Source organism: Rathayibacter sp. VKM Ac-2926, from assembly GCF_022815565.1.
Taxonomy (GTDB): Bacteria; Actinomycetota; Actinomycetes; order Actinomycetales; family Microbacteriaceae; genus Rathayibacter; species Rathayibacter festucae.
In genome coordinates this window covers 407,842-420,288 of record NZ_JALGRS010000001.1, presented here as the reverse complement: position 1 = coordinate 420,288, position 12,447 = coordinate 407,842, and the positions used below count along the sequence as shown (strand labels likewise).

The following is a 12,447-nucleotide window of genomic DNA, read 5'->3' as shown; positions in this document are numbered from 1 at the left end:
AGAGACAATGCACCACCACCACGGATCCATCACGGCGAAGCCGATGAGCCGACGCGCGCTGATGACGGCGCTCGCCGCCTCCACGGTCGCCGTCGGAGTCGGGGCCGGCGCGCTGGCGCCCGGCGCCCTCGCCGCTCCCGCCCCCTCGTCCGGCGCCAACCGGCTCGTCCCGATCAACCGGATCGGGATCCAGCTCTACAGCGTCCGCGACAAGGTCTCGTCGCTCGGCTTCCGGGCCGTCTTCGAGGAGCTGGGCCGCATCGGCTACAGCGAGATCGAGTTCGCCGGCTACACCCAGGGCAACGTCGGCGCGATCACCCCCCAGGAGATCCGCCAGCTGCTCGACGACAACGGCCTGCGGGCCGTCGGCTCGCACGTCGGCACCAACCTGCTCCGCTCGGAGCTGGGGAGGCAGATCGAGATCGCGCAGATCCTCGGCACCCCGCACCTCGGCACCGGCAACGCGCCGACCAACGTCAACACCGTCGCGGGCTACCGTGCGGCCGCGGACGAGTGGAACGCCTGGGGCGCCCAGGTCACGGCCGCGGGCATGAAGCTCTACCAGCACAACCACGCGGGCGAGTTCGCCTTCGGCTCGGACGACCCGAAGACGCGCCTCTACGACGTGTTCTACGACAACACCGACCCCAAGCACGTCTACCTCGAGATGGACGTCTACTGGGCCTACGTGGGCAAGAAGCTCTACCCGGGCTTCGAGCCGCTCGACTACATCAAGCGCAATCCGCGCCGCTACCCGATCCTGCACCTCAAGGACGGCAAGACGAACAACGCGAACACCAACGGCTACGACATCGTCGAGTTCGGCGCGGGCAACCTGCCGTACCAGGCGTTCCTGTCGGAGCTGCGCGACCGAGGCCAGCGCTACGGCGTCTGGGAGCAGGACACGGCGCCCACCCAGGCCACGCCGCCGAACCCGGCGAACTCGCTGGGCAGCGCGGCCCGCAGCTACGACGCGATCGCGGCACTCCGTGGCTGAGCGCGGGCGCACCGCCCCCTCCCTTCCCCGCACCACCACGCGCACCGGCGCACCGAGGAGAACCCCCATGAAGTGGAAGACGACCACGGCGGTCCTCGCGGCCGCCTCCCTCGCGATGGTCGCCGCGCCGTCCGCCTTCGCGGCGACGACGGACTGCACGACCGAGCTCGGCAACACGACGATCGCGGGCGACCTCACCGTCGCCGCCGGCGAGACCTGCGTGCTGGGCAACGTCGTCGTGCAGGGCTCGATCACGGTCGGCGACGACGCCTGGCTCGACGCCACCTCGGCGACGATCGAGGGCGACGTCATCGGCACGGACGCGTACGGCATCTCGATCGACGGCACCAGCGTCGGCGGCGACGTCGTGTCCTTCTCCGAGGGCTCGCGCGCCGGCTTCCTCTACCTCCGCGACCTCACCGTCGCGGGCATGGTCGAGGCGGGCGGCATCGACGTCGAGCTCAGCGACGTCTCGGTCGACGGCTCGGTCAGCACCGATGCGGCGAACTACGTCGACGTGGCGCGCACCAGCGTCGGCGGCGACGCGACCTTCGCCGGCAGCGACTTCGGCGTGAGCGTCGGCGGCGCGATCGTCGGCGGCTCGCTCACGGTCAGCGGATCCTCGCGCGGCGTGCTCCTCGGCGCGAACGAGGACGGCTCGGCGGCCGCGCTCGGCAACACCGTCGGCGGGAACCTCGTGCTCTCGGGCAACTCCGGCAACGTGCAGCTCGCGGGCTCGACGGTCGGCGGGCGGATCACGCTCGCGGAGAACGCTCCGGCGGTCAACTTCGGCGCGGGCAACACCGCCGCCGGAGTGGACGGGGACTTCACCGGCACGGCCGCCGGTGCTGCGGCGCAGGGCGATCAGGCCGTCGCGGTCATCGTGCCGGACGCGCGCGAGGGCGAGCTGACCTGGAGCCTCGAGGGCACCAGCAACCTGGTGAACCTCGGTGTCGCCGAGGAGCAGGGCGACCACTTCGCCGCCTCGGGCGAGCTCGTGCCGGTCCGCGTGACCGACTCGCGCCTGTCCGGACCGGAGTGGTCGGTGACCGCTCAGATCAGCGACTTCCGTGCCGGCGACCAGACGGTCTCGGGCAAGTACCTCGGCTGGACCCCGAAGGTCCTCGAGAACGAGGGCGGTGCCGTCGCCGGTGCCCCCGTCGTCTCCGGGTTCGTCTCGGGTGAGGGCCTCGCCACCGCTCGCGTCCTCGGCTCCGCCGCGGCCGGGCACCCGACCGGATCCTCGGTCCTCGGCGCCGACCTCGACCTGCAGCTCCCGCTGTCGGTCGGAACCGGCACCTACACGGCGACGCTGACGCTCACCGCGCTCGGCTAGCCACCCTCTGGCGACCGGCCTCCTCACGGCGGCCGGTCGCCTCCCCCTCTCCTCCCCTCCGCGAGATGCCACTTGTGCACGCTTTTCCCGGCGTGTCGCGTGCACAAGTGGCATCTCGCGGAGGGACCCACCCCCCTCGAAAGGCTGGACGATGATGTTCCGCTCCACACTCCGCTCGCTCGGTCTTCTCCTCGTCGTGGGGGTCGCGGGTGCCGTGCTGCCGGCGCAGGCCCTCGCGGAGCAGGCGAGCTCGGCCGTCACCTGGGGGGTGCGGCCCGCCGACACCGAGCAGGGCAGCGACCGGCCGAACTACGCTTACGCGCTCGAGCCGGGCGGGCAGCTGAGCGACGCGCTGATCGTCTCCAACTACGACGACGAGGCGCAGACCTTCCGCGTCTACGGCTCCGACGGCTTCATCACGGAGGCGGGGCAGCTGGATCTGCTGCCGGCCGCCGAGCCGTCCACCCAGCTGGGCAGCTGGATCTCCTTCGAGGCCCCGGACGTCGTCGTCCCCGCGGGCGAGAGCGTGCAGATCCCGTTCCAGCTCGAGGTGCCGGCCGATGCCGTGCCGGGCGACTACGCCGCGGGCGTCGTCTCGTCGATCCTCGTCCAGGGCGAGACCGGGGTCTCGGTCGACCGCCGCCTCGGCTCGCGGATGTACCTCCGCGTCGGCGGGGACCTCGCCCCGCGCCTCTCGGTCGACGGCCTCGCCGTCTCGTACCAGGGCGAGTGGAATCCCTTCGCTCCGGGCACGACCACCATCGACTACACCGTCACCAACGCGGGCAACACCCGCCTCGCCCCGGGCGCCGAGCTCGCGGTCTCCGGTCTCTTCGGCCTCGGCAGCGTCGCCGCGACCGATCCGGAGCCGCTGCCCGAGCTGCTGCCGGGCAGCTCGACCAGCCGGAGCGTCACCGTCGCCGGGGTCTGGCCGCTCTTCGTCGCGACCGCCCGGATCGCGCTGACCGGCACCGTCGTCACCGCCGACTTCGCGGGGCAGGCCGCCGATCCGGCCGCCGTGCCCGAGGTCGCCGCCGTCTCCTCCGAGGCCTCGACCGCGGCCGTGCCGTGGAGCGCGCTGGTGCTGCTGGCGCTGCTGATCGGGCTGATCGTGCTGGCGGTCGTGCGCCGCCGCCGCCGCGCCGCGGGCGAGCAGCGCCGCATCGACGCCGCCGTCGCCGTCGCGGTGGCCGGCGCCTCGACGACTCCGCGAGATGCCACTTATGACGAGGAATCGCGGCGTGTCGAGCTCACAAGTGGCATCTCGCGGGAGACGACCGACCCGTCCGCGACCGACCCGGCAGCGACCGACCCTTCCGCGACCGGCCGTGCGGGGGTGCGCTCCTGACCTCCGTCGTCGCCGGGGCGCCAGTGCTCGGCGAGGGCTCAGCGCTCGGCGAGGGCTCAGCGCTCGGCGAGGCTCTGCTCGCGGAGCTGCTCGAGGAACGCGTCGACGTTGCTCGGGCCGAGGAGGTGCTGCCGCAGCATCAGCGCCGCACCGCGGACGCCGCCGCTGCCGCCGAGCTCGGCGGTCACCACGTGCAGGCGCTGGGTCGCCAGCGGCAGGGAGCGCCGGTCGACGACCTCGCGCACCCCGGCCAGGATCTCCGGGGCGGCGAGCGCGACGCTGCCGCCGAGCACGATCACCGACGGGTTCAGCAGGCTCACGCAGGTGGCGAGGACCTCGCCGATCTGCAGGCCCGCGAGGCGCGCCGCCTCGATCGCCTCCGGGTCGCGGTCGCGCAGGAGCGCCAGCAGATCGCGGACCGAGTGCACGTCGCGGCCCGCCTCGCCCAGCGCGCGCACCAGGGCCCCGCCGCTCGCGAGCGCCTCGAGGTCGCCGTCGCGGCCGTCCGCCGACTCCGGAGCGGTGCGCGGCACCTGGACGTGACCGAGATCGCCGGCCGCGCCGAGCGCACCGCGCTGCAGGACGCCGCCCGAGACGATGCCCGAGCCGATGCCGGTGCTGATCTTCACGAAGATCAGGTCCTGCGCGTGCGGGAAGCGCGAGGCGCGCTCGCCGAGGGCCAGCAGGTTCACGTCGTTGTCGACGAGCACGGTGGTGTCGACGCGGCGGCGGATGTAGCCCGGGATGTCGAAGCCGTCCCAGCCGGGCATGATCGGCGGGCGCACCGGGCGGCCGCTCGCGTGCTCGACCGGGCCGGGTACGCCGAGGCCGAAGCCGGCCAGCGCCTCGGGCGCCAGGTGCGCGTCGGCGAGGATCTCGTCGCAGACGTCGAGCGCGTGGTCGAGCACCCGGATCGGGCCCTGCGCGATGTCGAGCTCCTCGCGGCGCTCGACGACGATGCGGCCGTCGAAGTCGGTGAGCGCGATCGTCGAGTGCGTCGCGCCGAGGTCGATGGTCAGGAACGCGCGGACCGACGGATCGAACACCAGCCGGGCCGACGGGCGGCCGCCGGTCGACGGCGCGCGGTCGAGGTGCGTGATCAGGCCGAGCTCGAAGAAGAGGTCGAGCCGCGTCATCACCGCCGTGCGGGCGAGTCCCGTCTCCTCCACCAGCTCCGCGCGGGTCCGCGGACGGCCGTCGGCGAAGAGCCGCAGCAGGTCGCCGGTCTGCGAGCCGGCCCGCCCGCTCACGCTGAGCGCCCGCCGTCCGTGCGACGGCAGGCGACTGCTCGGGAGATCGGGTGGCGGCTCGGCACACCTGAGGAAAGCAGTCGCCGCGAGGTGACGCAATCTCGACGCGCAGGGAGACCCCGAATGACGTCCCCCCGAACGGCCTCCCCCCGAACGACATGCCCCGAACGACCTCCCCACGAATGAAGTCCACAGACAGGAGAGAACGATGACCTCGTCCGACACCACCACCGGTACCACCCGCACCACCAGCGCCGACCGCACCCCGCAGCGGGAGCGCATCGGCCTCTGGCTGATCGGAGCCCGGGGCAGCGTCGCCACCACGGCCGCCGTCGGCCTGCACGCCATCGCCTCGGGCGCCGCTCCAAGCAACGGCTGCGCCACCGCGACCCCGGCCTTCGAGGACGTCCCGCTCGCCGGCTTCGACGCGATCGTGATCGGCGGGCACGACGTCTCGTCGACCCCGCTGCTCGAGAAGGCGATGGGCCTGGCGGCCGGCGGGATGTTCCCGACCTCGGTCGTCGCCGAGGTCGCCGACCGGCTCGACGCGACCGACCGCGAGATCCGCCGCTCCTTCGGCGTCGAGGGCGGCTCGCAGCAGGACGAGATCGATCGTCAGGCGGCCGACATCGTCGAGTTCCGCGAGCGGCACGCGCTCGCGCGGGTCGTCGTGATCGACGTCGCCTCCACCGAGGTGCTGCCGCAGGACCGCCCCGAGTTCCACGACCTCGCCGCCCTGCGCGCCGCGCTCGCCCGGCCCGGCGAGACCGTGCTGCCGACGAGCTCGATCAGCGCGCTCGCCGCGGTGACCGCCGGCTCGCCCTACGTCTGCTTCACCCCCTCCACCGCGCTGGCGCTGCCCGCGCTCGAGGAGTGGGCCGCGGAGGCGGGCATCCCCATCGCGGGACAGGACGGCAAGACCGGCGAGACCCTGCTCCGCAGCGTGCTCGCGCCGATGTTCACGGCGCGCGGGATGCGCGTGCTGTCCTGGGCGGGCGCGAACCTGCTCGGCGGCGGCGACGGGCAGACCCTCGCCGACCCGGAGGCGGTGCGCTCGAAGCTGGTCTCGAAGAACCGCGGGCTCCGCAGCCTGCTCGGCGACGAGGTCGTCACTCCGCTGCACATCGACAACGTGCCGGACCTCGGCGACGTGAAGACCGCGTGGGACCACGTGCACGCAGAGGGGTTCCTCGGCTCGCGGATCACGGTGCAGACCATCTGGTCGGCGTACGACTCCGCGCTCGCCGCGCCGCTGATCCTGGACCTGGCGCGACTGATGTCGCTCGCCGACGCGGCCGGGATCTCGGGGCCCGTCGCCGAAATGGGCTTCTTCTTCAAGGACCCGTGGGGGAGCGACGTGCACGGCTTCGCGGAGCAGACCGCCGAGCTGGTCGCCTGGTCGGCCCGCACCGGGGCGGCCGTCGCTCAGCGCTCGCTCGTGGCGGGCGGCGCGATCCGCCATGGCTGAGCTGCGCGACTGGCTCGAGCTCGTGCGCGCCAAGGCGGCGCTCTCGGTGCTCGGCGACACGGTGGCCGGAGCGGCGTGGGCCGGTCGGGCGCCCGGCGCGCGCACCGTCGCGCTGCCGCTCGCGTCCGCGCTCCTCTACTCCGCGGGCATGGCGCTCAACGACTACGCGGACGCGGAGCTCGACGCCGTGGAGCGGCCGGAGCGGCCGATCCCCTCGGGGCGGATCCGGCGCGGCGCCGCGCTCGGGCTGGCGGCCGGGCTGACCGGGGCGGGGATCGCGGTCGCGGCGCTCGTCGACGGGCGCCGCTCGCTCCTCCTGAGCGTGCCGCTCGCCGCGAGCATCTGGTCGTACGACCTGCTGGCCAAGCCGACTCCGCTCGGGCCGGTCGTGATGGCGGCCTGCCGCGGGCTCGACGTGCTGCTCGGCGCCGGAGCGGGCGGCGGGCGCGCGGCGGCTCCCGCCTCCGCCGCCGTCGCGGCGCACACCCTCGGCGTCACCGTGCTCTCGCGCGGCGAGGTGCACGGCACCCGACCTGCCATCGCTGGAGCGGCGGCCACCGGCACGGCCGCGCTCGCTCTCGCGCTGGGGGTCGGGGCGGTCCGGGCGAAGGGCGGGCCGGCTCTCGGGGTGGTCGTCGGAGTCGCGATCGCCCGCTGGATCGCGCTCGTGCTGGTCCCGCAGCTGCGGGCCGCGCGCACGCCCGATGCGGCCACGGCGCGGACGGCCACCCGCTCGGGCATCGCGGGGATGGTCCCGCTGCAGGCGGCGCTCGCCGGACTGCGGCGGCCGGAGCTCGGCGCGGCCCTGCTCGGCCTCGACGCGCTCGGCGCCGTCGTGCTGCGGCGCCCGAGGGTCTCGGCGGACATCACATGAGCGGGCAGGACGCAGTGGAGCGGGGCCCCGTCCTCGGCTACGGCACCAACGGCTTCGCGGACCACACCCTCGACGACGCCCTGACCGTGCTGCACGCCGCCGGCTACCGGGCGGTGGCGCTGACCCTCGGGACCCCGCACCTCGACCCGTTCGCCGACGACGTCCGCGAGCGCACCCTCGCCCTGCGCGCACGGCTCGACGAGCTGGGCTTCCGCGTGGTGATCGAGACCGGGGCGCGCTACCTCCTCGACCCGTTCGCCAAGCACCGGCCGACCCTGGTCGACGAGGAGGCCGGACCGCGCCTGGCCTTCCTGCACCGCGCGATCGAGATCGCCGCTCTGCTCGGCGCCGACGCCGTCTCGCTCTGGTCGGGCGTGCTGCCCGAGGGGATGGAGCGCGCCCGCGGCTGGCGGCTCCTGGTCGAGCGGATGCGCGGCGTCGTCGCCGAGGCGGAGCGCTACGGCGTGCGGCTGGGCTTCGAGCCGGAGCCCGGCATGCTCGTCGAGACGGTCGCGGACGCGCTGCTGCTGCGGCGCGAGCTCGGCGACCCGGAGGCGTTCGGTCTCACCGTGGACCTCGGCCACTGCGTGGTCGTCGAGCCGGACGGCGTCGTCGGCGCCCTCCGCAGCGCGGCCGGCCTGCTGGTGAACGTGCAGGTCGACGACATGCTGCCCGAGCGGCACGAGCACCTCGAGCTCGGCACCGGCGTGCTCGATCTCGCCGCCGCCTTCGCGACGCTGGCGGAGATCGGCTACCGCGGGATCGCCGCGGTCGAGCTGCCGCGGCACTCGCACGACGCCCCGCGCCTGGCCGTCGCGAGTCTCGCGGCGATGCGGGCGGCGATCCGGACCCGGGGGACAGGGGCGGAGTCGCCGCAGCACCCCTGGACCGCCGGCGCCTGCGCCGTCCTGCGCGAGCAGCCGCGGCGCATCGAGCGCTTCTTCCCGGCCGCCGGTCGGGAGGCCGGCCGCGCGCCGCTCCGCCCGGACACGGATCCGCAGGGCCTCGTGCACGGCACCGAGGACGACGCGGCGCGCTCGGCGCTGATCGCGGCCGCCGCCTCCGCGCTCGACGACGAGGACCTGGCCGCCCTGCTCCTCCGCCTCTACCGCGGCGGCGACGACGCCGAGCGCCGCGGCGTGCTGGTCGGGCTGCACGCGCTCACCGCCGCCGGCCGCGCGGGGGAGCCGGTCGCCGCGGCCGGTCGCGAGCTCATCGCGGACGCCCTGCGCGCCAACGACACCCGGCTGGTCGCCGCGGCGATGGGCCGCTTCGCCGAGGAGCACCTCGACGCGCACGCCTGGCGGCACGGCGTGCTCAAGCTCGTCTTCTGCGGCGTCCCGCTCGCGGCCGTCTCCGGTCTCGAGCGGCGGAGCGACCCCGAGCTCGCCGCGATGGCCGGCCGCTTCGCCGACGAGCGCCGCGCCGCCGGCCGCACGGTGCCGGACGACCTGGCGGTGCTCCTGCCGAGCTGAGGGACCCCGGCGCGTCCCTCGACACGACCGCCGGCCCCGCACACCATCACGACCCCTCACGAGAAAGGCGCGACGATGCGCATCTTCGACCCGCACATCCACATGACCTCCCGCACCACCGACGACTACCAGGCGATGCACGACGCGGGGGTCCGCGCCGTGGTCGAGCCGTCGTTCTGGCTCGGCCAGCCGCGCACCAGCGTCGGCTCCTTCACCGACTACTTCGACGCCCTGATCGGCTGGGAGCGCTTCCGCGCCGCGCAGTACGGCATCCGCCACCACTGCACGATCGGCCTGAACCCCAAGGAAGCGAACGACCCGCGCTGCCGCGAGGTGCTGCCCGAGCTCGACCGCTACCTCGCCAAGGACGGCGTCGTCGCGGTCGGCGAGACCGGCTACGACTCGCTCACCGCGGAGGAGGACGCGGTCTTCCGCCACCAGCTCGAGCTCGCGAAGGACCACGGCCTGCCCGTGCTCGTGCACACCCCGCACCGCGACAAGGCGGCGGGCACCCAGCAGACGCTCGACGTCGTCGCCGAGTCGGGGATCGACGCCGGCCTCGTCGTCGTCGACCACCTCAACGAGACGACCGTCGACCTCGTCCTGGGCTCCGGCTGCTGGCTCGGCTTCTCGATCTACCCGGACACCAAGATGGACGAGACCCGCCTGGTGACGCTCGTCGAGCGGATCGGCCTGGACCGCGTGCTGGTCAACTCCGCCGCGGACTGGGGCCGCTCCGATCCGCTGACCACCGCGAAGACCGGGCACCTGCTGCTCGTCGCCGGCTTCAGCGCCGCCGAGGTCGACCGGCTGCTCTGGCAGAACCCGATCGACTTCTACGGGCAGAGCGGACGGCTGAACCTCGACCCGATCCCGGGCTTCGACGCGGTCGACGCGATGGGGCGCAGCTTCGAGGGCAACTCGATCCTCCGGGGCGCGCCGCGCGTGGCGGAGGTCGTCTGATGCACCTCTCCTACTGCACCAACGTCCACCCGGCCGAGGACCTCGAGGGCGTCGTGCGCCAGCTCGACGTCTACGCCGGCCCGGCCCGCATCGCCGCGGGGCTCGAGTCCGTCGGCGTGGGGCTGTGGATCCCGCGCGATCTCGCCGCCCGGCTGGTCGCCAGCCGCGAGGACCGCGCCGTGCTGCGCGCCGCGCTCGAGCGCAACGGCCTCGAGGTGCGGACGCTCAACGCGTTCCCCTACGCCGCCTTCCACGCCGAGGTGGTGAAGCTCGACGTCTACCGGCCCGACTGGACCACGCCCGAGCGCCTCGCCTACACGGTCGACTGCGCGCGGATCCTCGCGGATCTGCTGCCCGCAGGCGCCGACGGCAGCATCTCGACGCTGCCGCTCGGCTGGCGCGAGGGCTGGGGTGCCGAGCAGGACGCGGCGGCGGTGCGGCAGCTCGCGCTGCTGGTCGACGAGCTGCGCGAGCTGCGGCGCTCGACCGGGCACGCGATCCGCCTGGCGATCGAGCCCGAGCCGGGCTGCATCCTGGACACGGTCGAGGACGTCGTCGCCTGGCTGCACCCGCGGATCGGCCTGGTCGACCCGGCCTACGTCGGTGTCTGCCTCGACACCTGCCACCTCGCGGTGTCGTTCGCCGACCCCACCGCGGCGGTCCGGCGGATCCGGGACGCGGGGCTCCGGGTCGTGAAAGTGCAGGCCTCGGCCGCGCTGCACGTCGCGGACCCGGCCCATCCGGCCGCGCGCGCCGCCGTCGGGGCCTTCGTGGAGAAGCGCTACCTGCACCAGACCCGCGAGAACGGCGCGGGCGGGGTGCTCCGCGTCGACGACCTGCCGGAGGCGCTCGACACGCTGCCCGGTGAGGGGCACTGGCGCGTGCACTTCCACGTGCCGCTGCACCACCGCCCGGCCGCGCCGCTGTCGGCGACCACCGCGGTGCTCGCCGAGGCGGTCTCCGCGGTCGACGCCGCCTGGCCGTACGACGAGATCCACCTCGACGTGGAGACCTACACCTGGGCGGTGCTCGCGGACGCGCCGAGCGATCTGTCGGTCGGCATCGGCGCGGAGCTGGCCTGGGCGGCGGAGCACCTGCTGACGCCGCAGGCGCGCGCGGCGGTGCTGGAGCAGGGTGCCGCGCCGGTCCCGGTCGCCGCACTCGTCGCCGAGGAGGTCGCGCTGTGACGCCGGTGCTGCTGCTCGACGTGGTCGGCCTCACCGCGACGGCGCTCGCCGACATGCCGCGGCTGTCCCGGCTCGCCCGCGCCGGCGGGCAGCTGCCGCTGGACACGATCCTCCCGGCCGTCACCTGCAGCGTGCAGTCGTCGATGCTCACCGGCACGATGCCCGCGCAGCACGGGATCGTCGGCAACGGCTGGTACTTCCGCGACCTCGGCGAGGTGCACCTCTGGCGCCAGCACAACCGCCTGGTGACGGGGGAGAAGGTCTGGGAGACGGCCCGCCGGCTGTCCGACGGCGAGCCCTACCGCGCCGCCAACATCGGCTGGTGGTATGCGATGGGAGCGACGACCGACGTCACGGTCACGCCGCGGCCGATCTACCACGCCGACGGCCGCAAGTCGCCGGACGCCTACGTCCGCCCGCCGGCGCTGCACGACGAGCTGGTCGGGAAGCTGGGCGCCTTCCCGCTGTTCCAGTACTGGGGGCCGACCGCGTCGCTGCGCTCCACGCAGTGGATGGTGGACGCGACCCGGCACGTGCTCGCCGGCGACGGCTCCGGTCCGCCGCAGCTGACCACGGCCTACCTGCCGCACCTCGACTACGACCTGCAGCGCTTCGGGCCGGACTCACCCGAGGCGCGGCGGGCGGCGTCCGAGCTGGACGTGGTGCTCGCCCCGCTGCTCGACGACGCGGAGGCGCTCGGCGCGTCGGTCGTCGTGGTCGCGGAGTACGGGATCGCGGCGGCGGACACCCCCGTGGACGTCAACCGGGCGCTGCGCCGCGCGGGCCTGCTCGAGGTGTACGTGCAGGACGGGCGCGAGCAGCTCGACCCGTGGACCTCGCGCGCCTTCGCCGTGGCGGACCACCAGATCGCGCACGTCTACGTGCCGGACGCCGCCGATCTGCCGCGGGTGCGCTCGCTGCTCGAGGCGCTGGACGGGGTGGACGAGGTGCTCGACCGGGAGGCGCAGGCGCGGTACGGCCTCGACCACGAGCGCTCGGGCGAGCTCGTCGTGGTGGCGCGGCCGGGCGCGTGGTTCACCTACTACTACTGGCTCAACGACGATCGCGCGCCGGACTTCGCGCGCGGCGTCGACATCCACCGCAAGCCCGGCTACGACCCGGCGGAGCTGTTCTTCGACCCCGCCGACAAGCTCGTGAAGGCGAAGGCGGCCGGCAACCTCGCGAAGAAGGCCCTGGGCCTGCGCTACGCGATGAACCTCGTGCCGCTGGACGCGTCGCTGGTGCGCGGCACGCACGGCCGACTGCCGGTGTCGGCGGCGGACACCCCGCTGGTGCTGACCTCGGACGCGGACCTGCTGCCGGCCGGCGCCGCGTCGCTGCCGGTGACGGCGGTCCGCGACCTGGTGCTGGCGGCGCACGGCCCGGCGCTGGCGCGCGCGGCGGCGTCGGCGCGCGCCTGACGCGGGGCCGGGCCCGGGGCGGCTCCGAGTGGACGCGAAACGGGCACTGGAGCCGCGACGCCGGTCGAGGAAGCGGATCGCGTCGCGGACCTGATCGCTTTCGTTCGCCCGCAGTGCTGCGACGTCCC

Annotated in this window: 10 protein-coding genes; 9 read left to right on the top strand and 1 reads right to left on the bottom strand. The window is 74.5% G+C overall.

Annotated elements, in window-relative coordinates; all coding sequences use genetic code 11:
* Nucleotides 1–7: 7 nt before the first annotated feature.
* The 3 genes from MT351_RS02035 to MT351_RS02025 all read left to right on the top strand — a co-directional run bounded on the left by MT351_RS02035 (nt 8) and on the right by MT351_RS02025 (nt 3,681).
* Complete coding sequence (locus tag MT351_RS02035; RefSeq protein WP_243581106.1) at nt 8–997, top strand: sugar phosphate isomerase/epimerase; 990 nt, start codon at nt 8–10, stop codon at nt 995–997.
* A 67-nt stretch (nt 998–1,064) separates the two neighbouring features.
* The gene (locus MT351_RS02030; RefSeq protein ID WP_123444620.1) at nt 1,065–2,333 is read left to right on the top strand and encodes a hypothetical protein; all 1,269 of its coding nucleotides are present in this window, start codon (nt 1,065–1,067) and stop codon (nt 2,331–2,333) included.
* A gap of 154 nt (nt 2,334–2,487) precedes the next feature.
* Complete coding sequence (locus MT351_RS02025) at nt 2,488–3,681, top strand: hypothetical protein (protein ID WP_132435162.1); 1,194 nt, start codon at nt 2,488–2,490, stop codon at nt 3,679–3,681.
* Nucleotides 3,682–3,737: 56 nt separating this feature from the next.
* On the opposite strand, the gene MT351_RS02020 is transcribed toward MT351_RS02025, so the two are convergent.
* Entirely contained in the window at nt 3,738–4,931 is a 1,194-nt protein-coding gene (locus tag MT351_RS02020; RefSeq protein WP_243581105.1) for an ROK family protein, read from the bottom strand.
* A 208-nt stretch (nt 4,932–5,139) separates the two neighbouring features.
* Here MT351_RS02020 and MT351_RS02015 point away from each other — a divergent pair, with 208 nt between their 5' ends.
* From MT351_RS02015 to MT351_RS01990, 6 genes are all read left to right on the top strand, one after another.
* Nucleotides 5,140–6,399, top strand: a complete 1,260-nt coding sequence (locus MT351_RS02015; RefSeq protein ID WP_132435160.1) for an inositol-3-phosphate synthase — start codon at nt 5,140–5,142, stop codon at nt 6,397–6,399.
* Nucleotides 6,392–7,273 (top strand): SCO3242 family prenyltransferase, encoded by an 882-nt coding sequence (locus MT351_RS02010; protein ID WP_207901601.1) that lies wholly within the window; start codon nt 6,392–6,394, stop codon nt 7,271–7,273. The genes MT351_RS02015 and MT351_RS02010 overlap by 8 nt, the downstream gene beginning before the upstream one ends.
* On the top strand, nt 7,270–8,748 hold the full coding sequence (locus tag MT351_RS02005) for an EboA domain-containing protein (RefSeq protein ID WP_132435158.1): 1,479 nt from the start codon (nt 7,270–7,272) through the stop codon (nt 8,746–8,748). The genes MT351_RS02010 and MT351_RS02005 overlap by 4 nt, the downstream gene beginning before the upstream one ends.
* A 75-nt stretch (nt 8,749–8,823) precedes the next feature.
* Nucleotides 8,824–9,711 (top strand): TatD family hydrolase, encoded by an 888-nt coding sequence (locus tag MT351_RS02000; RefSeq protein WP_123444625.1) that lies wholly within the window; start codon nt 8,824–8,826, stop codon nt 9,709–9,711.
* A complete protein-coding gene (gene eboE, locus MT351_RS01995; RefSeq protein ID WP_243581104.1) occupies nt 9,711–10,898 on the top strand; it encodes a metabolite traffic protein EboE in 1,188 nt (395 codons plus the stop codon). The genes MT351_RS02000 and eboE overlap by 1 nt, the downstream gene beginning before the upstream one ends.
* Nucleotides 10,895–12,319 carry an alkaline phosphatase family protein gene (locus MT351_RS01990; RefSeq protein WP_243581103.1) on the top strand — a complete coding sequence of 475 codons (1,425 nt, stop codon included), beginning with the start codon at nt 10,895–10,897 and terminating at the stop codon, nt 12,317–12,319. The genes eboE and MT351_RS01990 overlap by 4 nt, the downstream gene beginning before the upstream one ends.
* Nucleotides 12,320–12,447 lie beyond the last annotated feature (128 nt).

What these genes read in the sequence shown, in the direction of transcription:
- MT351_RS02035 (WP_243581106.1), top strand. Translation starts at nt 8, where the DNA reads ATGCACCACCACCACGGATCCATCACGGCGAAGCCGATGAGCCGACGC.
- MT351_RS02030 (WP_123444620.1), top strand. Translation starts at nt 1,065, where the DNA reads ATGAAGTGGAAGACGACCACGGCGGTCCTCGCGGCCGCCTCCCTCGCG.
- MT351_RS02025 (WP_132435162.1), top strand. Translation starts at nt 2,488, where the DNA reads ATGTTCCGCTCCACACTCCGCTCGCTCGGTCTTCTCCTCGTCGTGGGG.
- MT351_RS02015 (WP_132435160.1), top strand. Translation starts at nt 5,140, where the DNA reads ATGACCTCGTCCGACACCACCACCGGTACCACCCGCACCACCAGCGCC.
- MT351_RS02010 (WP_207901601.1), top strand. Translation starts at nt 6,392, where the DNA reads ATGGCTGAGCTGCGCGACTGGCTCGAGCTCGTGCGCGCCAAGGCGGCG.
- MT351_RS02005 (WP_132435158.1), top strand. Translation starts at nt 7,270, where the DNA reads ATGAGCGGGCAGGACGCAGTGGAGCGGGGCCCCGTCCTCGGCTACGGC.
- MT351_RS02000 (WP_123444625.1), top strand. Translation starts at nt 8,824, where the DNA reads ATGCGCATCTTCGACCCGCACATCCACATGACCTCCCGCACCACCGAC.
- eboE (WP_243581104.1), top strand. Translation starts at nt 9,711, where the DNA reads ATGCACCTCTCCTACTGCACCAACGTCCACCCGGCCGAGGACCTCGAG.